Raw genomic sequence first — 21,928 nt, 5'->3', positions numbered from 1 at the left:
TCGCCCGCTCATCAGCGCGTCCGAACGACGCGCGACGCTCTTTTGAGCGGCCGAGAATCCGGGCAATCAGAACCCTGACGAACGCAGAATCGCGCTTCGTTCCAAACCTGCCAGAACGGGCCTGATCCATGGCTGACGCCAACGCCTCCTCCCAAAGCGGTTTCGATTTCGGCCAGCTCGCCAAGCGGCTGGCGCGGGGCGATATCGCCATGGGCCTGGGGGTTCTGGGCCTTCTGGTCATGCTGATCCTGCCGCTTCCGAAAGCGTTGCTGGACGTGATGCTGGCGGTGTCGGTGAGCTTTTCCGTGCTCATCCTGATGACGGCGCTGTTCATCAAATCCCCGCTGGAGTTCACCGCCTTCCCGGCGATCTTGCTGGTGGCGACCATGCTGCGGCTGGGGCTGAACGTGGCCTCGACGCGCCTGATCCTGTCAGAAGGTCAGAACGGCACCGGAGCGGCGGGCGACATCATCGAGGCCTTTGGCGGCTTCGTGATGCAGGGCAATTTCGTCATCGGCATCATCGTGTTCATCATCCTGGTGATCGTGAACTTCGTCGTCATCACCAAGGGTTCGGGCCGGATCGCGGAAGTCGCCGCCCGCTTCACCCTGGACGCCATGCCCGGCAAGCAGATGGCGATCGACGCCGATCTGTCCTCGGGCCTGATCAATGAAGACGAGGCGCGCAAGCGCCGTAAGGAACTTGAAGAACAATCGAACTTCTTCGGGGCCATGGACGGCGCCAGCAAATTCGTGCGCGGCGACGCCATGGCGGGCATCCTGATCACCTCGATCAACCTCATCGGCGGCATGATCATCGGCGTCGCCCAGTCGGGCATGGATTTCGGCTCGGCGGCGAGCACGTTCTCCTCGCTGACCATCGGCGACGGTCTGGTCTCCCAGATCCCGGCGCTGATCGTGTCGCTGGCCGCCGGTCTTCTGGTATCCAAGGCCGGGGTGGACGGCGCAGCGGAAGAGGCCGTGTTCGGCCAGCTGTCGGCCAATCCCGCCGCCATGGGCATGGTGTCGGGCACCTCGCTCGCCATCGGCCTGCTGCCCGGCATGCCGCTCATTCCGTTTGCTTTGATGGCGGCGGGGTCAGGCGCGCTGGCCTGGCAAAGCGCGCAGAAACGCGACAAGGCGGTGGTCAATGAAGCCGCAGAAGCGGTCGCCCAGGAAGCCGCCGCCGCGCCCGATCCGCAAGACGCGCCGATCGAGGATACGCTGCATATCGACGAGCTGAAGATCGAGCTGGGCTATGCCCTGCTGCCGCTGATCAATGATGTGGAAGGCCGCCGCCTGACCGATCAGATCAAGGCGCTGCGCCGCAACCTCGCGCAGGACAGCGGCTTCGTTCTGCCCAGCGTGCGCATTGTCGACAACATGCAGATGCCGGGCGAACAATACGTTCTGCGCGTCAAGGAGATGGAAGCCGGGGTCGGCGAGCTGAAGATCAACCAGATCCTCGCCATGAACCCGTCCGGCGCCCAGGTCGATCTGCCCGGAACCCACGTCAAGGAGCCGGCCTTCGGCCTGCCCGCCACCTGGATCGACGAAGCCAATCGCGAGGAGGCCACGTTCCGCGGCTATACGCTGGTGGATCCCGCCGCCGTTCTGGTCACCCATCTGACCGAGATCCTGCGCGACAACATGTCAGAGCTTCTGAGCTATGCGGAGACCGAAAACCTGCTCGACGCCCTGTCGCCCCAGCACAAGAAGCTTCTGGACGAGGTCACGCCCGGCCAGGTCACTCGCGCGGGCATTCAGCGCGTTTTGCAAAACCTCCTGAAAGAGCGGGTCTCGATCCGCGATCTCGCCGCCATCGTCGAAGGCGTGGCCGAAGCGTCCGGCGCGACCAACAATCTCGACGCCATCACCGAGCATGTGCGCAGCCGCCTGGCGCGCCAGATCTGTTACGCCAATCGCGGCCCGGACGGCAATCTGCCGGTGCTGTCGCTGAGCCCGCAATGGGAACAGGCCTTCGCCGAGGCGTTGATCGGGGACGGCGAGCGCCGCCAGCTGGCGCTCGCGCCCAGCAAGCTGCGTGAATTCGTCGAAGTTGTGCGCGCCGCCTTTGACCGGGCCGGCATGAGCGGCGACGTGCCGGTGATGCTGACCAGCCCCCATGTGCGCCCCTATGTGCGCTCGCTGACCGAACGCTTCCGCCCGCAAACCGTGGTGATGAGCCAGAATGAAATTCACCCCAGCGCCCGGCTCAAGACCGTCGGCCAGATCTAGTCGCTGACTAAAGGAGAGATGGCGCGATGCGCCTGCGCACCTTCACAGGACAGACCCTGAGCACCGTCATGGAGCAAGTGCGCCGTGAGCTGGGCCCGGACGCGGTGATCATCTCCACCACGGACGCCTCTGATGGCGGGGTGGAAGTGCGCGCAGCCGCCGAACGCGGCGCGGTTCACGCCAAGGGCGAGACCCCGGAAACCGCTCTGGCGCGCCGTGATCAGGCGCGCACCAAGGCGCGGGGCGAAGCTGATGAAGGCCTGACCCGGATCGCCCGCGCCCTGGGCTGGCACCTGCCGCCTGAACGCGCCTCCGAAGCGCTGATGGACAGCGCCATGGCGCTTGAAGACGGGGAGGCCACCGCCACCCTCGCCCGGGCGCTCGATCAACGCTATGGCGTGCATCCGCTTGAGCCGGACCCCGGACGCCCTGTGCTTCTGGCCGGGCCGCCGGGCTCTGGCAAATCCTCCGCCCTCGCCAAGCTCGCCGCCCGCGCCGTCACCCAAGGCCATGCGCCCATGCTGATCAGCGCCGATAGCCGCGCCGGCTCCGCAGAACAGATGACCGCCTATGCCGACGCGCTCGATTTGCCGTTTGAAGGCGTGACGGGACCGCGTGAGTTGCGCGCCTTGCTGGAATCAAGCCGCGCCGGGCCCGTGCTGATTGATGTGGCGGGGCTGAACCCGTTTGATCTTGATCAGCTCGATGATCTGGCCGGGCTCGCCGACGCGGCCGATGGTGAGATCGTCGCTGTGCTGGATGCGGGCATGACGCCGGGCGACGCCGAAGACGCCGCCGCCCTGTTCAGCTCGATCGGGGCTGGCCGGGTGATCGCCACCAAGCTCGACATTGCGCGCCGACTGGGCGCATTGCTGGCGTTTGGAGAGGCAGGGCTCGCCTACGCTCAGATCTCCGCCTCGCCCTATATCGGCGACGGGCTGGCCCCGGCGACCGCGCTGCGCCTGTCCAGATTGCTACTGGAAGACCCCGGAGAGGAGCTCCCGGCATGACCAATTTCGCCACCGACGCCAGTCTCGCGCTCAGCGCGCCGCGACAGGCCGGACCGCTCCTCGCCATTGCGTCCGGCAAAGGGGGCGTGGGCAAGACCACGCTGGCCATCGCCATGGCGCACGCCTTCGCCCGTCGCGGTCAACGCAGCCTGCTGGTGGATGCGGATCTGGGCATGGCCAATGTGGACGTGCAATTGGGCGTCAGCGCCGCCAGTGATCTGGCGTCCGTCGTGGCAGGCGATCTCAGCCTGGCTGAAGCGGTGAATTCTGTTGGCGAAGGCAGTTTCGACCTGATCGCCGGTCCGTCCGGCTCTGCGGCGCTGGCCGGGCTCGACCTTGAAAACGTCAACCGGCTGGCCGCCGGCGTCACCGCCGCTTCCATGGCCTATGACCGCACCTTGATTGATCTCGCCGCAGGCGCGGAACGCTCCACCATCCGTCTCGCCGCCGCGGCCGACGACGTGCTCATCGTCATCAATGACGAGCCGACCTCGCTGACCGACGCCTACGCCTTCGTGAAAACCCTGCGCATGCGCGATGAAGGCGCCTGCCCGTTCGTGGTGGTCAATAACGCGCCCGATCCCGCCGCCGCCCATCACGCCTATCTGGGCTTCGCCAAGACGTGTGAGAGCTTTCTGGGCTTCCGGCCGCCGCTGGCGGGCATTGTCCGCCGCGACCCGTATGTGCCCCAGGCGATTCGCGCCCAGGTGATGCTGGAATCGCGCTATCCGGCGTCTGACGCCGCCTCCGACATCGCCAAGCTCGTCCGGGCGCTGGAGCATGGCGTCGCCGTCAAGTAAGCTGTCTGCGCCCTGGGGGGCGAAACACAATACAAACGCCTCGATTAGAGGCTGGCGAAGGGGGGACGCATGGCGGGCAATGACGCCTGGAGCCTGTTATGGGCCGGTTTCACATTCTTTGATCTGTCCTTCATCCTCATGGCGGGGATTGTCGCGGCGCTGGCCATGCGACGCTGGAGACAGCTGACCGGCGCGGCCCTGATCGCCTATGCGGTGGATGTGTTGTTGCGTTTCTCGCTGGAATTCATGAGCGCGGGCGACATGCCGGCCAATTTCGCGCTGGACCTCGCCTTCGCCCGCATGGACATGCACGCCCTGTCCGCCGCGCTACGGCCGTTTTTGTATTTCGGGGCCATCGCCATCCTGTTCGGCGTCAAGAAGCGCTATGGCGGCTAGGGCGGGCGTCCGCCTGCATCCAAAACCGACCCCAGCGTCATCTTGTCCATACGCACTGCGCCGCTGGGGCGCAGGCCCCGTATGGAGCGCGCCTGAATGCTCATCTCTCTTCTGACCCTCGCCCTGACGCTTCCGCTCGAGCCTGGCGTCGCCCTGGGCGCCTCCGAACAGGTCAACGCCCCCGCTCTCTCCCGGATCTGCGAGAGCCAGACCCGGCGCACGCTCGACCCGGCGGAGCTGCCGCTGGCGCAGTCGAGCCATGTGCAGATCGACTGTCAGGGATATGCGTTTCTCGGTGCGCCGCGCCTGGCCGAGTTCGTCTTCGCCGACGGTTCGCTGACCCATGTATGGATCCTGGTCGAGGCGGCGGAGCTGGACGCTTTGGAGGCGCAGTTTGGTGCGGCCTACGGCCCTTCAGATGCCAGCGCGGAAGGGTTCAGCGCCTGGTTTGAAGCCCGCGCCGCCGTGCGCAAGGACATGCCTGAAGCGCTGTATTACAGCGTGCACGCCGCGCCCCTGTTTGAAGCCTGGTTCAGCGGTCAGGGCGGCTAGGCCCTCAATCCCCTCAACAAAAAGGGCGCGTCCGGCCGGACGCGCCCTTTTCAGTGATGCTTGATGCGAAGTCGCTTACAGCTCTTCGCCGTCTTCCAGCTGCGGCTCGGCGGGCGCGTCGACTTCGATGTCGACATCGTCCATTTCCTCGATTGAGGCTTCCGCCTCATCCAGGGTCTCGACGATCTCAGCGTCAGCCGCGGCTTCGCCTTCCGCCATGTCGCCCTCTTCAGCCGGGACCGCAAGCGGTTCGGGGAAAGGCATGTCCGAGCTGCCTTGCTCGTGCATGTAGGCGATCAGGTTGATGCGATCTTCCTGGTCGCGAAGACCGGCGAAGCTCATCGCCGTACCCGGCATGTAGCGGCGCGGGCTTTCCAGGAAGTTGTACATATTCTCATAGCGCCACGCATCCGTGGTTTCGCCATACTCTTGCATGGCGGCGGAGTAGTTAAAGCCGTCAACCGCAGCGACCGCGCGACCCAGAACGCCCCACAGGTGCGGGCCGGTGCCGTCCGCCATGCCGGAGTCGAAAGAGTGGCAGCTGGCGCAGCGGCGAGCCACGCGTTCCCCGGCGGAGATGTCCGCGCTGGCGAGCAGAACGCCGAAATCAACCGGACCTTCCACTTCTTCCTCGGCGGGCCCGCTGGCGCCCTCGAGGGCGGCAAGATCCACCGGATAGCCGAATTGCTCGGGCTGTTCAGCATGGAACAGGCTGTCGCCCAGCGTCGTCAGCCCCAGAATGACCAGGGCGACCGCCAGGAGAGCGGCAGCCAGTTTATTGAAGAAAAGAGAGCCCATGAGCGTCCTCACCGATCCCTATTGAGACAAATGGAGTGTGCGCGGTGTTTGGCATGCTCCGTCGAAAGAGGCAACCAGTTCACACCGCTTCGAAAGGTATTGCCCAGCTCATTTTGACAAGCGCGACAGGGCGTCGCACTTCTCAGCCCGAGTCGGCCGACAACCATCTTTCTATCAGCATGCGCGCGATTGAGAAGTGCCGGGGCATCATTCGGCTCACCTCAGTGTTGAAAAGTGCGCGCACTTCGTCGCGTGTGAACCAGCGCGCATCCTCCAGATCATCATCGGGCACAAGGGTTCCCGGCTCCGCTTCCGCCATCAGCCCGATCATGAGCTGGGAGGGAAAGGGCCAGGGTTGGCTGGCCACATACTCCACAGAGGTCACCTTCAGATGGACCTCCTCGGCCACTTCGCGCGCACAGGCGGCTTCGATGGTCTCGCCGGGCTCCATGAACCCCGCCAGCGTGGAGTACATGCCTTCAGGCCAGTTCGGCTGCCGACCCAGCACGCATTGATCGCCTGCATGCACCAGCATGATCACGCTGGGATTGACCCTCGGGAAATGCTCGGTGTCGCAGCTGGGGCAGACCCGTTTCGAACCGGCGTCCGCCACATCCGTGCTCGCGCCGCAGTTTGAGCAGAACAGGTGCTCGCGATGCCACATCAACAGCGAACGCGCCCGTCCAAGCACGCTGGCGAGGTCTGAGGGCGCGTCAGCGGCGCTATGCCGAAAGTCCGGCCCCTTCTCGGCGACGCCAGGCTCCAGCGCCCCGGCGAACCAAGGCTGGCCGTCCAGCACGCCGATGAAGATCAGGCCCGGCGCTTTCAGCGGCAGACGCGCGGCGTATTTCGCCCGCATGATCAGCGGCCCGCCCTGTTCATTCAGCGCCAGATCGCCGCCGGCGAACAAAACAGCCTGCGCCTTGCGGTCGGCAAGCTGGCTTTCGATCCAGTCCGGTTTGGACCGGAGCAATCCCGCGTGATCAAGCGCGGCGTCGGTGAAGGTCATCGTCATGACGGGTTTCTACCGCGCATCGCCCCGATGACGCCAGCCCGAAACAGAATCCCGATCGCTCGCATTCCTGTGAAAACGTGTTGATCGACCAAAGGCTTTCGCTCGTCCCCGACCCCTCCCATCTGCCCATCGTCACACCGACCCGCGCCGCACATCGCGACGCTGTCCCCCCGATGGAGCATCCCATGACCGAGTTTAACCTTTACGACGAAACCAACGCCCCTGAAGCCGCCCGCCCGGTTCTGAAGACCGCCAAGGGCGCGTTCGGCTTCGTGCCGAACCTTCTCGGCACGCTGGCGGAAAGCCCCGCAACAGCCGAAGCCTATCTCACCCTCGCCGGCATTGTGGACAAGACCAGCCTGACCCCGGCCGAGCGCCAGGTCGTGCTTCTGGCCGTGTCCTATGAGAACACCTGCCATTACTGCATGGCGGCCCACTCCACCCTGGCCGGCGGCGCCGGCGTCGATGCGCCGACCCTTGACGCCCTGCGCTCTGGCGCGCCCCTGCCGGATGCGCGTCTGGACGCGCTGGCGCAGTTCGCCCGTACGATGGTGAAAGAGCGCGGCTACGCCAGCGAAGCCGACATCAAGGCCTTCCTGGACGCCGGCTTCACCAAGGCGAACATTTTTGACGTCATCACCGCCACCGCGCTGAAGACGATCTCCAATTACGCCAACCACATCGCCGAAACTCCGGTGGACGACGCGTTCAAGCCGCAAACCTGGACCAAGTCGGCCGCCGCCTGAGCCTTGCCGAAACGTTAATGCGAGACAGCCGTGACGAAATTCCGACCGGGTTTCGTCACGGCCTCGCCACGCTTCGCCATCGCTTGGTCACAGTGCGTCGCCCAAGTGCAACACTGCGTATTTTCACGCATTTTCAGCGTCAGCTCGCGTCTTGTAAGACCTGGTTTCGAGGCGCAGCTATAGGCGCGGGCTGGGCCAAGAACCGCGATCCAAAGCGTCACAGAAAGACAAAAATCATGCAAAAGACGATCCTCCTCTCCACCGCCGCCGCCCTGCTGATCGCTGGCGGCGCCTCCGCTCAAGACTCCAAATGGCATCTGGGCGCCGGCTACACCTATTTTGACGCCTCCGATGTCGAGCTTGACGTGATCAATATCCGCGGCGGCTACGACATCACCGAGTATTTCGGCGTTGAAGGCGAGCTGCTGGTCGGCCTTGAAGACGAAGACCTGACCATCGCCGGCGTTTCTGGCGATGTGGGCCTTGATTACGGCCTGGGCGTCTTCGCCAAGGCGCAATACCCGCTGGCCGAGCAAGTCTCTGTCTATGGCCGCCTGGGCTACGCCTATCACGAGATCGACGCCTCTTTCGCGGGCGCTCAGTTTGAAGACAGCTCTGACGCGTTCGCATTCGGCGGCGGTCTGGAATGGACGGTCTCCGGCCCCAACGCCGTGCGCCTGGACTACACCCGCTATGAGTATGAAGGCGACGGCGACGCCGACGCGTTCTCCATCGGTTATGTGCGCCGCTTCTAAGCGATTTGCGTCTTAGCAGCCCGGCACACAGGCCAGATGAAACCCCCGCGTCCCGGACGCGGGGGTTTTCTGCATCTGCACCGCGCTAGGACTCACACGATTTATTGTAGATGTACAACATTTTATTTTACATCACGATGTTTTTTAGCCATGACTTATACCGCAAGGAGCCAGACTGATTGATGACACGCCCGATCCATAACCGCCTTCCCGTCCTACGCGCCGAGCGCGGACTGTCGCGCAAGGATCTCGCGCAAGCGATCGGCGTGAACTACCAGACGGTGGGATATCTCGAACGCGGGGATTTCAACCCCTCGCTCGAACTGGCGATGCGCCTTGCCGAGTATTTCGGGGTGAGCATCGAGTCGATATTCGCCTTCGAACCGTTCAAGCCCCAGATCGCACGCCCCGCAGATCCTGGCGCGGGCCAGACAGGAGCAGATCCGTCATGACGTTCTTTTATCGCAGTCCCCAAGAGCGCCCGGCGCCCGTGCGTTCAGGTTTCGCAATCCGGCTCGCCTCATCGCTCGCCCTTCTGGCCTATCCGGCCGGCTGCCTCAGCCTGCTCTTCGCGCCCGACGCCGCAGCCGGACCCGCAGGCATGATCGGTGCGCTGGCATGGCTCGCCTTGCTCCTGATCTCACTGGGCGCGTTCGTCTATCTCGCGCCGTCCTATCAGCAACGCATCGTCGGCGAACAAGCGGACAAGCTGGACGAATTCGAATTGCAACTGCGTCAACGCGCCTACGCCTTTTCCTACAAGGTTTTCACCGGGCTCTGCCTGATCGGGCTGATTTATTTGGCGATTTCGCTGGATGTGGCGGATAGCGGGCGGTTCGGCCTGTGGCGTCCGAGCAGTTTTGATCACTGGAACGCCATCATATGGGGGGCGATTCTCTACGCGTTCACCCTGCCGACGGCTTATATCGCCTGGACCGTCAAAGCGCCCCGTCTCGACGCGCGCTGATGCTTATGAACGCAGCAAAACACATGCATAACTGACGACGGGCGGGGCCAGCGGACCTCGCCCGCATGCCATGGTCAGGACTGCGACAAACTCCGCAAAGGCGACATCAGGGCTGGACAAGCCGGGAGTCACTCTTAAGAATGAGAATAGTTCGCAACTAAGAGAGTCGCCATGGCCAGCGCCATTCTGGAATTTTCAACCCCCCGCCGAGTCCCGACCGCGCCCTCCGTCACCGACTGGCTCGATAGCCAGGCGCGCGTCGTCGATATCTGGATTGACCGTCTGGTGGCGGAAGGCGGAGATGTCAGTCTGATCGCGGTGCTTGATCAACACGCCGCATTCCTGCGCGAAGCGCTGGAGCGCAGCACGGATCGCATCTAGGCTGCGGAGCTGATCAGCTCCGCATAAAAATCATTGTCATAGTCCGCTTGCGCAGCCAGTTCTTCTCGCCCGCTCAGCTTCACAGCGTCGCGGAAGGCGGAATAGATCAGGCGGTCGGACAAACTCATTTCCCGTTCGGCGTCGCCTTGTCCGCGGATCCGCACCCAGCGCCAGATCGCCAGTTTGATGGCGATGCTGTCCCAGTCAGACGCCTTTTGCGCGCTGACTGCCGGGATAAGATGAGCCAGATCAGGGTTTTCACCGTCCAATTTCATTTGCTTGAATTGTTCAAAGACAAATTGGATGAACTCATGATCGTTCAAACACACACTCCGATGCAGATCGCTGGCGGTTTTTCGCCGGAGGCGCGGGTATAGTTAAATCTGACTGAAGGTCACGTCCCGTAATTCAGGGACCAATAGGGGCGCAGCGGCCCTATTCGATGCACATTTTCGCCTTAATGGCGCAATCCATGTGGGGTGAAAGCGGTTAGAGCGTTATCAAACCAGCTCTTAGCGACTTAAGCACAGCGGCGACCCGGTTTGAAGCCCCCAATTTGCCGAAGGCGCGTCGCATGACCGTATCCACGGTGTGGGGAGAAACGCCCAGAATATCGGCGATCACCGCATTGCTCTTGCCGCGCGCCAGCCAGTGCAGCACCTCCACCTCACGCTCGGACAGGTTTGGCGGCGTCAGCGCCTTGCGCTTCTGCAGCATGAGCGTACGGGCGTAAAGCTCGTTACAGGCATGCTGAAGGCATCGGCAATCCATCGCGGACAGATCAAAAGGCGCGCTGAACCGGCCGCACGCCACATAGGCGGCAAGCCCGGCCGGGCCAAAAATCGGCGTGGTCAGCCCGTCCACGAATCCGCTTTCACGCAACAAGTCAAAGATGCGCTGGCTATACCGTGTGATGGGCGTGGTCTGTTCAACCTCGAACCAGAACTGGGGATGCAGCGCCATCGCCGCCCGGCTGGTGACGGGGTCGTGTTCAAACAGGCGCTCGCCCAGATAGGCGTCCTTCATGAGGTCTGGAAAGGTATTGTACTCAAACTGGTTATCGGCGTCGGACGCCTCAAACGGGCTGGGCAGGATCTGATAGCCGACCGCTTCCACGCCAAGCGTTTCAGCGTACTGCTCAAACAGGCGGCACAACGCGTCAACGCTTGTCGCCTCGGCGCTTTCCGCCATGAAATCGAGCAACGTCTCCGCCATCATCAAACCCCGTTCCCGTGGTCATGATGATATGCCGCACGCAAAGATGGCAAGGGCGCAAACCGCCCAAGCCGCTCCGCGTCATTTCCCTATCGGGCGTCCGCGCCCGCCTGATCATAGTATCGGGTCTGGCTGAGCACCCTGACAGGGTCGGTGATGTTCAGAAGGTCGATCAGGGCCTGATCGGGGTCGTCTGCGCGGGTCACGTAATCGGCCACGATCTGGCGTCCCATCCAATAGCCCAGCTCATAGGGCCAACCATCCGGGGCGCGACCGGCGTTGGCGTGCCAGCGCGTCAGCGCCGTCGCGGCCTCCGGCGGCAGGTTTCCATAACTCGCGCCTGCTTCTGCGGCCGCCTTGAGGATGCGGCGATCCCGGGAGAACTCCGGCCACAACCCGTCCTCATTCTCGACCGCCCAGTCATGCCGGCTCTGGGTGGGGACCTGCCCCGTCACCAGCAGGGAGACATAATCCGCCTGCCCTTCCAGAAGCGACATGTAGAGCAGGGGATCGCGCGCGAAGGCGTCCATATTCTGGGTCTGCAGAGCGTGAACCGCTTCATGGGCGAAAAAGAACCGGAAGATCGAGCGGATCTCTTCTTCGCTCTGTCCAACACGGCAAATCACTTCGAGCCCCAGCACCAGGGCGTCGGAGGCGGCGGTGCCGCCTGAATTGCCCGCGCCGAACACCACATGGATCTCGGGGAGGTCACGACCGGGGAAAAGCGGCTGCATGGCGGCGTAAGTCTCTTGCAGCTCGGCGTTCATCGAGTCCGCGATGGGCAGGCAAACCTCGATCCCCCGACGATACGCCTCAGGGTCTTCGGCGACGGCGCGGGCCAGGTTGTCCGCATTCTGAATTCGACTAGGCGTGAACACCTCGACGCCCCGACCGGCGCCGTCCAGATACTCAGCCTGCAAAAGCTCGGCATCGAGCGCGCCATCATGGGCGTCAAACAGCGCGGCGAAACGGTGGGCGTCCACCGATTGCACGTGAGGGCTATGGGGAGCGTCTTGCTGCGCCAGGGCCGGCAGGCTCGCTCCCAGGCTTAGTCCTACAGCAATGGTGAGTGTTTTCAGGCTCATCTTGACCGTCTTTCGTATCTTTTTCTTTCAACCAGCTCTGGTCAGCGACGGATCTCAGCGCCCGTTCCCCGCCAGAACCTCCAGTCGAGCGCAGTCGGGCATGGATGAAAAGTGAAAAACCGGCAAGCTGTGGACATCTGCCCGCGCGTCTTGCGTTTGCCCGCCTCAATCGCGATATTGCGTACAGGAAGGCCGGCGGCGGACGAGCCCCTCGCCAACCCGGTCAGGTCCGGAAGGAAGCAGCCGTAACGAGTTTCGGTTCGGGTCGCCGTCCGGTCTTCCGCCGTCTTCCGCGTCAGTTCATCTCCCGCAGCCCCCAGACCCTTGGGCGCGCGGCCCGCGCGAAGGACCCGATCCTGTGATGGATGATCCCCACTCCGACGCGCCTGAGTCAGAAGCGACAGAGGCTTATGACGGCCCGGCCCTGCCCGGTCTTGAGCCCGAGACGCCCAAGGATGATCCCGGCTATCAGGTGCTGGCGCGCAAATACCGCCCCCAGACCTTTGACGACCTGATCGGCCAGGAGCCGATGGTGCGCACGCTGACCAATGCGTTCGCGTCTGGCCGGATCGCCCACGCCTATATGATGACGGGCGTGCGCGGTGTGGGCAAAACCACCACGGCGCGCCTGATCGCCCGCGCGCTCAATTACGACACCGACACCGTCCACCAGCCCTCCATCACTCTCACCCCGCCGGGCCGGCATTGCGACGCCATTGCGCGCTCCGCCCATGTGGACGTGATGGAAATGGACGCCGCGTCCCGCACCGGCATCTCTGATATCCGCGAGATTCTCGACGGGGTGCGCTATGCGCCCGTCAGCGCGCGCTACAAGGTCTACATCATTGACGAGGTGCACATGCTGTCCACCTCGGCCTTCAACGCGCTTCTGAAAACGCTCGAGGAACCGCCCGAGCATGTGAAGTTCATCTTCGCCACCACCGAAATCCGAAAAGTGCCGGTGACGGTGCTGTCGCGCTGTCAGCGGTTTGATCTCAAGCGCGTGGACCGCGAGGTTCTGACCGACCATCTGGCGCGCATCTGCGACAAAGAGAACACCAGCGTCGACCGCGACGGCCTGGCCGCCATCGCCCGCGCCGCCGAAGGCTCGGTGCGGGACGCCCTGTCCTTGCTGGATCAGGCCATCGTTCAGGCCGACCGGGGCGAGACCGTCACCGCCCAGCAGATCCGCGACATGCTCGGCCTCGCCGACCGCTCGCGCGTGCTGGACCTTCTGGAGGCGGCGCTGGAAAACCGCGCCAAGGATGCGCTCGACGAGCTGCGCCACCAGTATGACTCAGGCGCTGACCCGCAGGTTCTGATGCGCGATCTTCTGGATCATCTGCACGCAGTCAGCCGCATCAAGGCGGCCGGCAAGGACGCGGATCTGGGCGAGGCGCAGGAAACCGTGGACCGGCTGGCGAAACTGGCCGAGGCTCATTCCCTCGCCTCTCTGGGACGGCTTTGGAAGACCACGCTGACCGGGCTTGATGATGTGCGCAATGCGCCCGATCCGGTCTCGGCGGCGGAAATGGCGGTCATCCGCCTGATGGCGGCGGCCAGCCTGCCGAGCCCTGAAGACGCCGCCCGCCTGCTCGCCGGGATCGCCCCGTCAGGCGGTGGCGCAAACCCTAAGACCGGTCCGGGGGGCGAGGCGCCGTCCGGACCGAACGCCGCTCACGCTCCTGAGCCTGAGCCCGAACCCGTCGGGCCCAAAGATCTCGACGCGATGATGGAGATGATCGACGCTGCGCGCGATATCGGGCTCAAGCTCGATGTGGAGCGCTGCTTCCGCCCGGTGTCGATGAAGCCCGGCGCGATTGTCTTTGAGCCCACCGAGAACGCCCCCAGCAATCTGGGCGGCCGCATCGCCGCTTTCTTGCAAGAACAGACGGGCGAACGCTGGCTGGTGGATTCAAAGCCCAACACCAAGGGCGGCGAGACCATCGCCGAGCGCCGCGCGCGCCAGCATGAAGAACGCATGGACGCCATAAGGCGCGACCCGGCCATGATCAAGGCGCTGACCCTGTTTCCAGGCGCGGAGATCATCACCGTTGACGAAGCGCCGGCGCTCCCCACATCTGATGATGACGATCAAGACACTGCGCGGCAGGAGAACTCGCGATGAAAGACCTTGGCGGGCTGATGAAGAAAGCCCAGGAAATGCAGGCCAAGATGGCCGAAGCCCAGGAACGTCTGGAGACGCTGGAAGTCACCGGCGAAGCCGGCGCCGGCCTGGTTAAGCTGACCCTGACCGCCAAGGGCGAAATGCGCGGGCTTGAGATCGACAAATCCGTCATCGATCCCGAAGACCCCGCCATCCTGGAAGACCTGATCAAGGCCGCCCATAACGACGCCAAGCGCAAGGCCGACAAGGCCCAGGCCGACGCCATGAGCGACGCCACCAAAGGCATGGGCCTGCCGCCGGGCATCGACCTGCCCTTCGGCACCAAGCCGGGACCCTTCTAGGGGCTAGCTCCCCGCCTAAGGTCTCAGGACTTACGTCCGACCAGAACGCTCAGCGTGTATTTTCGACCGGGCTTTTCAACAAGCTCGTAGACAATCGCGGCGCCGGCAAAGGTCAGTAACATGACCGGGAAAAGCCAAAACAAGGGTACGGCGTCGGCCGGGTGGTCAAACACTCTCTCGATCACACTGAAGCACGTCATCTCGAAAAAGGCGTGGATCATGTAAAGCGAGTACGAGATTTTCCCCAGATAGACCAAGCTCTCATAAGGCAGCATCAGGAATGCTGGTCCCTTTGGCGTCGCCTGCTCTTCACGACCTGTTTCCAGTAGATAAAGGCTTGCGATAAGGACCGGGAAAATCAGCGTCATATACACCGACGCCTCCCAGACCGAGAACATCACCAGCGTGACCAATACAGAGCCAGCGCATGCAATCCTCACTACGGTTGGTGAAGGCCGTGAAAGGGAGCGGACGACCATGTACGTCCACCCGCCGATCAGGAATTCAGGCAAAATCCTGAGGATCGAGAAGTCATAGGTCAGGTGCACCAGAGGACGACCAAGCCATTCGCGAGCGATAATCGCCAGCAGGCTCAGGAGCACAAAGGCGGTCAGTCCAACGATCCAAAGCCTGAACCTGAGCACAAACAGCGCCATAATGGGGAACAGCGCATATGCGAACATTTCCGCTGAGATAGACCATGATGGGTAGTTGAAGCTGAGGGATCCACTCAGACCCCATGCATGCACCATCAGAATATTGATCAGGAAATGGTAAGCGTTAAACGTGTCCGGCAAGGGACGGATGCCCGCTGCAGCTGACACCAAAAAAAGGCCCGCGATCAGCACTGTTGTGACGAAATGAACGGGATACAAACGAGCGAACCGCTTCTTGATGAAGTCGAAGAATCTGAAGCGACCTCCTTCAAAGCCTTGAAAATATACAAGGAAAATTATGAAGCCGCTCAAATAGAAGAACAGGTCCACCGCCAGAAAACCATTGGCGATGATGGTCACGCTTTTCAGATTCAAGTCAAAGTGGCCGGCGAAGTGAAAAAGAACGACCCAACTGGCCGCAACACCTCTTAATACCGTCAAGGTGCGGATTTCTTGTGGTTTTATCGATTCGCCCGTCACCCCTCGCCCCCCGCAACTAGCCCACCCTCATGAGTTGCATCCAGTTAACAGCTCCCTTGATGCATGGACAAGGCGTAAACAGGGACGCGAGCACTCGCAATGTCGCTTGCTGGCCGCCCATATAGCCTTGGCTAGCCTCGCGCCCTACCCTCACAACAGTGATTCCCAATCGAGGCCTCCATGTCCGCTGGTCCTGAAATCGAGCGTCTGATCCAGCTCCTGTCCAAGCTGCCCGGGCTGGGGCCGCGCTCGGCGAGACGCGCCTCGCTATCTTTGTTGCAAAAGCGCGAGCAATTGATGATGCCGCTGGCGGACGCTCTCGCCGAGGCGGCGGAGAAGATCAGCGCCTGCTCGACCTGCGGCAATCTTGACGTCACCGACCCTTGCGCGGTGTGCAGCGATCACCGCCGCGATGACAGCGTTATCTGCGTGGTGGAGACCGTGGGCGATCTGTGGGCGCTGGAACGCGCCAGCGCCTTTCGCGGCCGCTATCATGTGCTGGGCGGGGTGCTCTCCGCGCTCGACGGCGTCGGCCCTGAAGACCTCAATGTCGCCGGCCTGATCGAGCGGGCGGGCCGTGAGGACGTGAAAGAGATCATCCTGGCGCTCAACGCTACTGTGGACGGCCAGACCACCGCCCATTTCCTCGCCGACAAGCTGGCGGAAGCGAGCGTGGACATCACCTCGCTGGCGCGCGGCGTGCCGGTGGGCGGCGAGCTCGATTATCTCGACGACGGCACCCTGACCGCCGCCTTCCGCTCACGACGCCCCGCCTGATCCAAGGAACCCTAATGACCCGTCGCACCACGCACCCCGCCGGAACGCTGACCCGGATCACGGTCCAGTCCAAGCTGCTTGAAGGCAATCTGCTGGGCGATCCCACGGCGCGCGAGATCGACGTCTATACGCCGCATGGCCATGACGGGACGGATCTGCCGCTGCTGGTGGACCTGACGGGGTATACAGGCTCCGGCCTGTCTCATACGGCGTGGAAGAATTTCGGGGAGAACGTGCCTGAGCGCCTGGATCGGCTGATCGGCGACGGCGTGCTGCCCCCGGTGGTCGTGGCGTTTCCCGACTGCTTCACGCGCCTGGGCGGCAATCAGTATGTGAACTCGTCCGCCATGGGGCCGTGGGAGGACATCCTGATCACCGAGTTCGTGCCCGCAGTGGAAAGCCGGTTCAACTGCGGCGGCGCGGGCAAGCGCGGCGTGTTCGGCAAAAGCTCGGGCGGCTATGGTTCGATCGTCCACGCCCTGAAGCATAACGATTTCTGGGCGGCTGCGGCGTGCCATTCCGGCGATATGGCGTTTGAGCTGTGTTATGCGCGCGATTTTCCCGCAGCCCTGCGCGCCATCGCCAAGCATGGCTCGGTGGAGGCGTTCATCCATCAGCTTGAGACCAGTGAAAAGCCCAAGGGCGACGATATTCACGCCCTGATGACGTTTGCGATGGCGGCGACCTATGACCCTGATCCCAGTCAGCCCTTCGGCGTGCGCCTGCCGGTGACGCTCGACACCTGCGAGCGCATCCAGGACTTGTGGTCAAACTGGCTGGCCTGGGATCCGCTGACCCTGGTGGAGACCCATCATGCCGGGCTCAACACCCTGAAAGCGCTGTTCATTGATTGCGGCGACGTGGACCAGTACGACCTGGTCTATGGCGCGCGGCGCCTGACCCGGCGCCTGACCGAGCTGGGCGTCAAACACCGCTATGAAGAGTTCCCCGACACTCATTCCGCCATTGATTACCGCATGGATGTCAGCCTGCCCTATCTGGCGAACGCCCTGATCTAATCAGGCGCTGTCAGGGTAGATGTTGGCGGCCACCTGGCCCACTTCCAGCCGGTTTCGGCCCGCATGCTTGGCCCGGTAGAGCGCGCGGTCGGCCAGTTCGATAAGATCATCAGACGATAGCGAGTAAGAAAACAGCGGCGCAACGCCAAAGCTGGCGGTGACGCGCACCTCGTCGCCATTGGGCGCCGTCAGACGAATGTCCTCGATGGCGCGGCGACACCGTTCGGCGGCGACCACCGCCTGGTCCAGGGCGCATTCGGTGAACAGGAGCACAAATTCCTCGCCCCCCAGGCGGCCCAGCTTGGAGCCGGCCCGGACATGCTCCAGACAGGCGTTGACCACACTCTTGATCACAAGATCGCCGAACGCATGGCCATAGGTGTCATTGATGCGTTTGAACTTGTCGATGTCGAACATGGCGATCGACAACAAGTTGGCGTTACGCGCCGCGCGCTGGATCTCTTCCTGGACCGTCATCATCCAGTACCGGCGCGACATCACCCCGGTCAGCTCATCCGTGCCCGCCTGCAATCGCAGCTCCAGCTCATCAACCACCAGCTTGGCGCACTTGGTGAGCAGCTTGATTTCATGCTCGGCAAAGTCGCGCGGCTTGGTGTCGATCGCGCACAACGTACCAATCTGGTAGCCGTCGGGAGAGACAAGCGGCACGCCGGCATAGGCGCGGATATGCGGCTCGCCCGTCACCATCGAGTTCTCGGCGAAGCGCGGGTCCGCCGCGGCGTCGGGCACGATGAGAGGCTCGGCCTGCTTGATGGTCTGATTACAAAAAGCGATGTCGCGAGCCGTCTCGCAAACATCCAGCCCGCGACGCGCCTTGAACCATTGACGGTCGGCGTCAAGCAGGTTCACCGCGCAGATCGGCGTCTCCAGCAGATCCTCGATCAAGGAAACCACAGTCTCGAAGGGGCGTTCCGGGCCGGTGTCGAGCACCTGATAGCGATAAAGCGCGGCCAGCCGTCCCGGCTCGTCATTAAGTTTCACCCTGCCGAGCACAGGCGTCTCCTTCATCCACGCAGTTTTGCGAAAAACCTGTGCGAACGATAACAGACGGAATTTGATCAAGCTTTAATCAACAGGATGAACGAAGCCTAGCCCAGCCGATAGGCGCCGGTCGGCGGCGCATAATGAAAGGCGATCCGCCGGGCGGCGCGGGACAGGTTCTCGGCCACTGTCATCATGTGATGGCCATTGGCGTGCAGCAGAGTGTCGGCGTCCGTCATCACGCCCACATGCCCGGGCCAGAACACCAGGTCGCCGCGTTGGAGACCGCTGAAATCCTCGGTCAGCGCCACGGCTTCCCCGTGCTCTTTCGCCCAGGCTTCCTGCTGTCCGGAATCGCGCGGGATGAAGCGTCCCGCCGCCTCCATGGCGGTCTGGATCAAACCGGAGCAATCAAGCCCCAGGCTTTCCTTGCCGCCCCACAGATAGGGCGTGTGAACAAACCGCTCCGCCACCGAAACCCAGTCGGGCTCGGCGTCTTCGCCCACCGCGCGCAAATGCCCGTCAAACACCCAGCCCATGCGCTGCGCCTCGATGAAGCGCCCTTCGCGCCGGGCGCCGACAATCTTGGCGTTCATCGAGATCAGGCAGACCGGCGCGCTTTTCAGGTCCGGCTCTGAATAGACATAGGTGCGCAGCGCCTTGACGGTGTGGGTCGGGATCAGAGCGGGGGCGGACAGCGTCGTCATGTCCACCCAGCCTTCATAGCCGTCGAGCGGCGCCCGTCCCCGGCCCCAGCCGTTCGCCTCCTCACTCACCTCAAAGGTCTCGCCCGCGAGAAGCTGGGTGTCCATGGCTCCGTCATCGGCCGGCGTGCGGCGCAGCGCGGAGACCCCGGCGGTGACTTGATAGGTGACAGGAGCGGCGCGCATGGATCAGGCTCCGAAACGGGTCTTGAGATAGGCGTAGACGGCTCGGCCCGCGAGCATTTCACCGCCCTGCGGACGCCCCGGCCGCGCCGCCGGGGTCCAGCCGAAAATGTCGAAATGCGCCCATTCTTTCGCATCCGATCCGAACCGGCGCAGGAACAATCCCGCGGTGATCGAGCCTGCAAAACGGCCAGAGCCGGTGGAGCTGAGATCGGCGATCGGGCTGTCGAGCCATTCGTCATAGCGGTTCCACAAGGGCAGGCGCCAGACGGGGTCGTCAATGGCCGCGCCTGCTTCGGCCACACCCTCTGCGATCGCGTCCACATCGGTGTAGAACGGCGCCACATCCGGTCCCATCGCCACACGCGCGGCGCCGGTCAGCGTCGCCATGTCGATCAGCAGCTCGGGATCGGATTCGCACGCCCTGGTGATGGCGTCCGCCAGCACCAGCCGGCCTTCCGCGTCGGTATTGCCCACTTCAACGGTCAGGCCCTTGCGGCTTGTCAGGATGTCGCCGGGGCGGAAGGCGTTGCCCGCAATGGCGTTCTCCACCGCCGGGATCAGCACATGCAGGCGGACCGGCAGTTTGGCGTCCATGATCATGGAGGCGAGGCCCAGCACCGTGGCGGAGCCGCCCATATCCTTTTTCATCAGCAGCATGCCGTCGGCGGGTTTGATATCCAGGCCGCCGGAGTCAAAGCACACCCCCTTGCCCACCAGCGTCAGGCGCGGATGGCTTTCATCGCCCCATTCAAACTCGATCAGGCGCGGCGCATCCGTCGCGGCGCGGCCCACGGCATGGATCATCGGATAGTTCTGCGCCAGCAGGTCATCGCCTGTGATCACGCTGACTGAAGCGCCATGCGCCTCAGCCAGTTTGCGCGCCTCGTCTTCCAGATGCGACGGCAGCATGTCGCCCGCCGGGGTGTTGATCAGGTCGCGCGTCAGCATCACCCCTTTGGCGACGCGTTCGGCTTCGGCCACATCGCAATCTTGCGCCGTCACCAGACGCGCCGGGGCGCGCTTGGGGGATTTGTAGCGCGTGAACTGATACCCGCCGAGCGCAAAGGCGATGGCGGTCTGGGTGGCGTCCCAGCCCTCGGGCAGGCCGTCATAGGCCCAATCGCCTTCAGGCAGGGCCAAAGCCGCGCCCGCGGCGTCGAAAGGCGACAGTCCCGCGCCTGCGCCGACCAGCGCATCGAGCCCCGCCTCGCCCGGCAGCATCACCACCTGCCCCGGTCCCGCCTCGAACCCGCTGGCGCGCGCATGGGCGGCGCTTGCATCGCTCAGACGCGACAGCTCGGCCTCCAGGCCGGAAGCCGTGACGAGGCGTGCGGTGCGGGCGAAATCTGACGGCGAGGCGAAAAGGTCGGTCATGCTAACTCTTTCAATCACACAAGGGTCTTGCAGGCATCAGGCGCCAAAGGTGAACACGGTGGAAACGTTAACGACTTCTTGACCGGCTCACAGGCACTCTCACTGCATACAATTGGATGCGTACAGCCTGACGTCAAAAAGGTAGAGCATGGCCCGCCCGTCTCCCGCAATCACCGCGCTGTGGATCACCGCCAGTCTGGTCGCCCTGTCCGGCTGCGCGACCCATGCCGAGCTGCAACCCACCGATCAGGAAGCAGAGCTGACGGAAACCCTGCAAGGGCGATCCATCGCACCCGCCACGGCGGCCGAGCGCGACGCCATCCATAATCAGGACCTTCTGACCCAGGCGGCGTTCTGGGCGGAAGCCTATGAGCTGAACCCCGGCGACCGCGAAGCCGCCTATGAATTGTCAGACGTTTTGCGACAGCTGGGCTCCAGTCAGCGCGCGGCGGAAGTCGCCCGGCAGGCGTTAGCGCTTTATCCGGCAGATCAAGAGCTTCTGAGCGCATACGGCATGGCGCTGACGGCGGACGGGCGCGGCGCGCAAGCGGTGGAATATCTGATGCGGGCGCTCAATGCAGGCGAACCGGACTGGCGCCTGATCAACACGCTGGGCGTCGCACTCGACCAGAGTGGGCGGCCTGACCAGGCCCGCGTACGTTTCCAGGAAGCCCTGGGCCTCGCGCCCGGCGAGCCGGCGATCCTGAACAATCTGGCGCTGTCCTATCTGCTGGGCGGTGAACCCGAACGCGCCGAGACGGTTCTGCGTCAAGCCATGCAAACCGTGACGGCAGGCCCGGAAGTGCGGCAGAATCTGGCCATGGCGCTGGCGCTGCAAGGCCGGTTTGATGAAGCACGCGAGATCGCGCTGATTGATTCAACGCCTGAAATGGCGGACGCCAATCTTGAATATATCCGCGCCCTGATGAGCAGCCCGCGCAGCTGGGATCAGCTTCGGGGCTCTGAAGCGCTCGGCGGCTAGCCTGCCGCCTTGAGCGCGCCTAGACCTCGCCCACATCGGGCGGGGGCGACATGGGCGGCGGGGCGGTCTGCACGTCTTCAACTTTTTTGAGCGGAAACCGGGTCTTCAGCGACTGGCTGACCATGATCTGGTCAAAGCGGAAATTCTCCGCTTCAGCCCGCAACTCGACCGGCGCGCGGCCATCCTTGGACGCTTCAATGGCGCGATAGAGCGCGTACAGGCGCAGATAGCCCTTGTCGTCCTTGCTCAGCGACGTTTCATCAAGCCCGGCGCAAACTTCCAGCAAACGGGCGTTGCCCGACCGGCGCTTGCCGCTGGCGAG

At 63.5% G+C, this 21,928-nt stretch carries 24 protein-coding genes, 1 other RNA gene and 1 pseudogene; 16 read left to right on the top strand and 10 right to left on the bottom strand.

Going from position 1 to position 21,928, the window contains the following annotated elements:
- Positions 1-128 precede the first annotated feature (128 nt).
- The 5 genes from flhA to B3M53_RS01085 all read left to right on the top strand — a co-directional run bounded on the left by flhA (position 129) and on the right by B3M53_RS01085 (position 4,995).
- Positions 129-2,237 (top strand): flagellar biosynthesis protein FlhA, encoded by a 2,109-nt coding sequence (flhA, locus tag B3M53_RS01105; protein WP_022701518.1) that lies wholly within the window; start codon positions 129-131, stop codon positions 2,235-2,237.
- 26 nt (positions 2,238-2,263) lie between these two features.
- Positions 2,264-3,247, top strand: coding sequence for a flagellar biosynthesis-like protein (FlhF) (locus tag B3M53_RS01100; RefSeq protein ID WP_273019360.1), 984 nt, complete (start codon positions 2,264-2,266; stop codon positions 3,245-3,247).
- Positions 3,244-4,047 (top strand): AAA family ATPase, encoded by an 804-nt coding sequence (locus B3M53_RS01095; protein ID WP_273019361.1) that lies wholly within the window; start codon positions 3,244-3,246, stop codon positions 4,045-4,047. Before B3M53_RS01100 ends, B3M53_RS01095 begins: the two co-directional genes overlap by 4 nt.
- 69 nt (positions 4,048-4,116) lie before the next feature.
- On the top strand, positions 4,117-4,443 hold the full coding sequence (locus tag B3M53_RS01090) for a hypothetical protein (protein ID WP_022701515.1): 327 nt from the start codon (positions 4,117-4,119) through the stop codon (positions 4,441-4,443).
- Between the two features lie 96 nt (positions 4,444-4,539).
- A complete protein-coding gene (locus B3M53_RS01085; RefSeq protein WP_273019362.1) occupies positions 4,540-4,995 on the top strand; it encodes a hypothetical protein in 456 nt (151 codons plus the stop codon).
- Positions 4,996-5,070: 75 nt separating this feature from the next.
- Here the strand turns inward: B3M53_RS01085 and B3M53_RS01080 are convergent, their stop codons facing one another.
- Both B3M53_RS01080 and nudC read right to left on the bottom strand, forming a co-directional pair.
- Entirely contained in the window at positions 5,071-5,793 is a 723-nt protein-coding gene (locus B3M53_RS01080) for a c-type cytochrome (protein WP_273019363.1), read from the bottom strand.
- A gap of 142 nt (positions 5,794-5,935) precedes the next feature.
- The gene (nudC, locus tag B3M53_RS01075) at positions 5,936-6,808 is read right to left on the bottom strand and encodes an NAD(+) diphosphatase (protein ID WP_022701512.1); all 873 of its coding nucleotides are present in this window, start codon (positions 6,806-6,808) and stop codon (positions 5,936-5,938) included.
- A 185-nt stretch (positions 6,809-6,993) separates the two neighbouring features.
- On the opposite strand from nudC, the gene B3M53_RS01070 reads away from it, so the two are divergent.
- The 5 genes from B3M53_RS01070 to B3M53_RS01050 all read left to right on the top strand — a co-directional run bounded on the left by B3M53_RS01070 (position 6,994) and on the right by B3M53_RS01050 (position 9,657).
- Positions 6,994-7,554 (top strand): carboxymuconolactone decarboxylase family protein, encoded by a 561-nt coding sequence (locus B3M53_RS01070; protein ID WP_028284735.1) that lies wholly within the window; start codon positions 6,994-6,996, stop codon positions 7,552-7,554.
- Positions 7,555-7,790: 236 nt separating this feature from the next.
- Entirely contained in the window at positions 7,791-8,309 is a 519-nt protein-coding gene (locus B3M53_RS01065; RefSeq protein ID WP_273019364.1) for a porin family protein, read from the top strand.
- A gap of 182 nt (positions 8,310-8,491) precedes the next feature.
- Positions 8,492-8,761, top strand: coding sequence for a helix-turn-helix transcriptional regulator (locus B3M53_RS01060; RefSeq protein WP_022701509.1), 270 nt, complete (start codon positions 8,492-8,494; stop codon positions 8,759-8,761).
- Positions 8,758-9,276 (top strand): hypothetical protein, encoded by a 519-nt coding sequence (locus tag B3M53_RS01055; protein ID WP_273019365.1) that lies wholly within the window; start codon positions 8,758-8,760, stop codon positions 9,274-9,276. The genes B3M53_RS01060 and B3M53_RS01055 overlap by 4 nt, the downstream gene beginning before the upstream one ends.
- Before the next feature lie 171 nt (positions 9,277-9,447).
- Complete coding sequence (locus B3M53_RS01050; RefSeq protein ID WP_273019366.1) at positions 9,448-9,657, top strand: hypothetical protein; 210 nt, start codon at positions 9,448-9,450, stop codon at positions 9,655-9,657.
- On the opposite strand, the gene B3M53_RS01045 is transcribed toward B3M53_RS01050, so the two are convergent.
- The 3 genes from B3M53_RS01045 to B3M53_RS01035 all read right to left on the bottom strand — a co-directional run bounded on the left by B3M53_RS01045 (position 9,654) and on the right by B3M53_RS01035 (position 11,957).
- On the bottom strand, positions 9,654-9,932 hold the full coding sequence (locus B3M53_RS01045) for a hypothetical protein (protein ID WP_156861473.1): 279 nt from the start codon (positions 9,930-9,932) through the stop codon (positions 9,654-9,656). The two genes, B3M53_RS01050 and B3M53_RS01045, sit on opposite strands and share 4 nt — an antisense overlap.
- Before the next feature lie 214 nt (positions 9,933-10,146).
- Positions 10,147-10,872 carry a helix-turn-helix transcriptional regulator gene (locus B3M53_RS01040; protein WP_273019367.1) on the bottom strand — a complete coding sequence of 242 codons (726 nt, stop codon included), beginning with the start codon at positions 10,870-10,872 and terminating at the stop codon, positions 10,147-10,149.
- An 89-nt stretch (positions 10,873-10,961) separates the two neighbouring features.
- On the bottom strand, positions 10,962-11,957 hold the full coding sequence (locus B3M53_RS01035; RefSeq protein WP_273019368.1) for a hypothetical protein: 996 nt from the start codon (positions 11,955-11,957) through the stop codon (positions 10,962-10,964).
- Between the two features lie 187 nt (positions 11,958-12,144).
- On the opposite strand from B3M53_RS01035, the gene ffs reads away from it, so the two are divergent.
- From ffs to B3M53_RS01020, 3 genes are all read left to right on the top strand, one after another.
- An RNA gene (gene ffs / locus B3M53_RS01030) (signal recognition particle sRNA small type) lies at positions 12,145-12,241 on the top strand.
- A gap of 77 nt (positions 12,242-12,318) precedes the next feature.
- Positions 12,319-14,085: a DNA polymerase III subunit gamma/tau gene (locus tag B3M53_RS01025; protein WP_273019369.1), complete on the top strand. Its 1,767-nt coding sequence runs from the start codon at positions 12,319-12,321 to the stop codon at positions 14,083-14,085.
- Positions 14,082-14,426 carry a YbaB/EbfC family nucleoid-associated protein gene (locus tag B3M53_RS01020; protein WP_022701502.1) on the top strand — a complete coding sequence of 115 codons (345 nt, stop codon included), beginning with the start codon at positions 14,082-14,084 and terminating at the stop codon, positions 14,424-14,426. The genes B3M53_RS01025 and B3M53_RS01020 overlap by 4 nt, the downstream gene beginning before the upstream one ends.
- 23 nt (positions 14,427-14,449) lie before the next feature.
- On the opposite strand, the gene B3M53_RS01015 is transcribed toward B3M53_RS01020, so the two are convergent.
- Complete coding sequence (locus B3M53_RS01015; RefSeq protein WP_273019370.1) at positions 14,450-15,562, bottom strand: acyltransferase family protein; 1,113 nt, start codon at positions 15,560-15,562, stop codon at positions 14,450-14,452.
- 180 nt (positions 15,563-15,742) lie between these two features.
- On the opposite strand from B3M53_RS01015, the gene recR reads away from it, so the two are divergent.
- Together recR and B3M53_RS01005 are read left to right on the top strand one after the other, a co-directional pair.
- Complete coding sequence (recR, locus tag B3M53_RS01010) at positions 15,743-16,339, top strand: recombination mediator RecR (protein WP_273019372.1); 597 nt, start codon at positions 15,743-15,745, stop codon at positions 16,337-16,339.
- A 14-nt stretch (positions 16,340-16,353) separates the two neighbouring features.
- A complete protein-coding gene (locus tag B3M53_RS01005) occupies positions 16,354-17,358 on the top strand; it encodes an alpha/beta hydrolase (protein WP_273019374.1) in 1,005 nt (334 codons plus the stop codon).
- Here the strand turns inward: B3M53_RS01005 and B3M53_RS01000 are convergent, their stop codons facing one another.
- The 3 genes from B3M53_RS01000 to B3M53_RS00990 all read right to left on the bottom strand — a co-directional run bounded on the left by B3M53_RS01000 (position 17,359) and on the right by B3M53_RS00990 (position 20,624).
- A complete protein-coding gene (locus B3M53_RS01000; RefSeq protein ID WP_286799473.1) occupies positions 17,359-18,387 on the bottom strand; it encodes a sensor domain-containing diguanylate cyclase in 1,029 nt (342 codons plus the stop codon).
- 80 nt (positions 18,388-18,467) lie between these two features.
- Positions 18,468-19,250, bottom strand: coding sequence for a C40 family peptidase (locus B3M53_RS00995; RefSeq protein ID WP_273019378.1), 783 nt, complete (start codon positions 19,248-19,250; stop codon positions 18,468-18,470).
- Between the two features lie 3 nt (positions 19,251-19,253).
- Positions 19,254-20,624 (bottom strand): leucyl aminopeptidase family protein, encoded by a 1,371-nt coding sequence (locus B3M53_RS00990; RefSeq protein WP_273019380.1) that lies wholly within the window; start codon positions 20,622-20,624, stop codon positions 19,254-19,256.
- A gap of 148 nt (positions 20,625-20,772) precedes the next feature.
- Between B3M53_RS00990 and B3M53_RS00985 the strand changes: the two genes are divergently transcribed.
- Positions 20,773-21,606, top strand: coding sequence for a tetratricopeptide repeat protein (locus B3M53_RS00985; protein WP_022701495.1), 834 nt, complete (start codon positions 20,773-20,775; stop codon positions 21,604-21,606).
- A 19-nt stretch (positions 21,607-21,625) separates the two neighbouring features.
- Here B3M53_RS00985 and B3M53_RS00980 read toward each other — a convergent pair.
- Positions 21,626-21,928, bottom strand: a pseudogene (locus tag B3M53_RS00980) (hypothetical protein); the annotation flags it as partial.

It is taken from the genome of Oceanicaulis sp. UBA2681, from assembly GCF_002354675.1.
In the GTDB taxonomy this organism is placed as follows: domain Bacteria; phylum Pseudomonadota; class Alphaproteobacteria; order Caulobacterales; family Maricaulaceae; genus Oceanicaulis; species Oceanicaulis alexandrii.
The sequence above is the reverse complement of the archived record's forward strand: the minus strand, read 5'-3'. Positions and strand labels throughout refer to the sequence as shown.

Excerpts from the sequence above, each read along its gene's own strand:
- flhA (WP_022701518.1), top strand. The coding sequence starts at position 129 with ATGGCTGACGCCAACGCCTCCTCCCAAAGCGGTTTCGATTTCGGCCAG.
- B3M53_RS01100 (WP_273019360.1), top strand. The coding sequence starts at position 2,264 with ATGCGCCTGCGCACCTTCACAGGACAGACCCTGAGCACCGTCATGGAG.
- B3M53_RS01095 (WP_273019361.1), top strand. The coding sequence starts at position 3,244 with ATGACCAATTTCGCCACCGACGCCAGTCTCGCGCTCAGCGCGCCGCGA.
- B3M53_RS01090 (WP_022701515.1), top strand. The coding sequence starts at position 4,117 with ATGGCGGGCAATGACGCCTGGAGCCTGTTATGGGCCGGTTTCACATTC.
- B3M53_RS01085 (WP_273019362.1), top strand. The coding sequence starts at position 4,540 with ATGCTCATCTCTCTTCTGACCCTCGCCCTGACGCTTCCGCTCGAGCCT.
- B3M53_RS01080 (WP_273019363.1), bottom strand. The coding sequence starts at position 5,793 with ATGGGCTCTCTTTTCTTCAATAAACTGGCTGCCGCTCTCCTGGCGGTC.
- nudC (WP_022701512.1), bottom strand. The coding sequence starts at position 6,808 with ATGACGATGACCTTCACCGACGCCGCGCTTGATCACGCGGGATTGCTC.
- B3M53_RS01070 (WP_028284735.1), top strand. The coding sequence starts at position 6,994 with ATGACCGAGTTTAACCTTTACGACGAAACCAACGCCCCTGAAGCCGCC.
- B3M53_RS01065 (WP_273019364.1), top strand. The coding sequence starts at position 7,791 with ATGCAAAAGACGATCCTCCTCTCCACCGCCGCCGCCCTGCTGATCGCT.
- B3M53_RS01060 (WP_022701509.1), top strand. The coding sequence starts at position 8,492 with ATGACACGCCCGATCCATAACCGCCTTCCCGTCCTACGCGCCGAGCGC.
- B3M53_RS01055 (WP_273019365.1), top strand. The coding sequence starts at position 8,758 with ATGACGTTCTTTTATCGCAGTCCCCAAGAGCGCCCGGCGCCCGTGCGT.
- B3M53_RS01050 (WP_273019366.1), top strand. The coding sequence starts at position 9,448 with ATGGCCAGCGCCATTCTGGAATTTTCAACCCCCCGCCGAGTCCCGACC.
- B3M53_RS01045 (WP_156861473.1), bottom strand. The coding sequence starts at position 9,932 with ATGAAATTGGACGGTGAAAACCCTGATCTGGCTCATCTTATCCCGGCA.
- B3M53_RS01040 (WP_273019367.1), bottom strand. The coding sequence starts at position 10,872 with ATGGCGGAGACGTTGCTCGATTTCATGGCGGAAAGCGCCGAGGCGACA.
- B3M53_RS01035 (WP_273019368.1), bottom strand. The coding sequence starts at position 11,957 with ATGAGCCTGAAAACACTCACCATTGCTGTAGGACTAAGCCTGGGAGCG.
- B3M53_RS01025 (WP_273019369.1), top strand. The coding sequence starts at position 12,319 with ATGGATGATCCCCACTCCGACGCGCCTGAGTCAGAAGCGACAGAGGCT.
- B3M53_RS01020 (WP_022701502.1), top strand. The coding sequence starts at position 14,082 with ATGAAAGACCTTGGCGGGCTGATGAAGAAAGCCCAGGAAATGCAGGCC.
- recR (WP_273019372.1), top strand. The coding sequence starts at position 15,743 with ATGTCCGCTGGTCCTGAAATCGAGCGTCTGATCCAGCTCCTGTCCAAG.
- B3M53_RS01005 (WP_273019374.1), top strand. The coding sequence starts at position 16,354 with ATGACCCGTCGCACCACGCACCCCGCCGGAACGCTGACCCGGATCACG.
- B3M53_RS01000 (WP_286799473.1), bottom strand. The coding sequence starts at position 18,387 with ATGAAGGAGACGCCTGTGCTCGGCAGGGTGAAACTTAATGACGAGCCG.
- B3M53_RS00995 (WP_273019378.1), bottom strand. The coding sequence starts at position 19,250 with ATGCGCGCCGCTCCTGTCACCTATCAAGTCACCGCCGGGGTCTCCGCG.
- B3M53_RS00990 (WP_273019380.1), bottom strand. The coding sequence starts at position 20,624 with ATGACCGACCTTTTCGCCTCGCCGTCAGATTTCGCCCGCACCGCACGC.
- B3M53_RS00985 (WP_022701495.1), top strand. The coding sequence starts at position 20,773 with ATGGCCCGCCCGTCTCCCGCAATCACCGCGCTGTGGATCACCGCCAGT.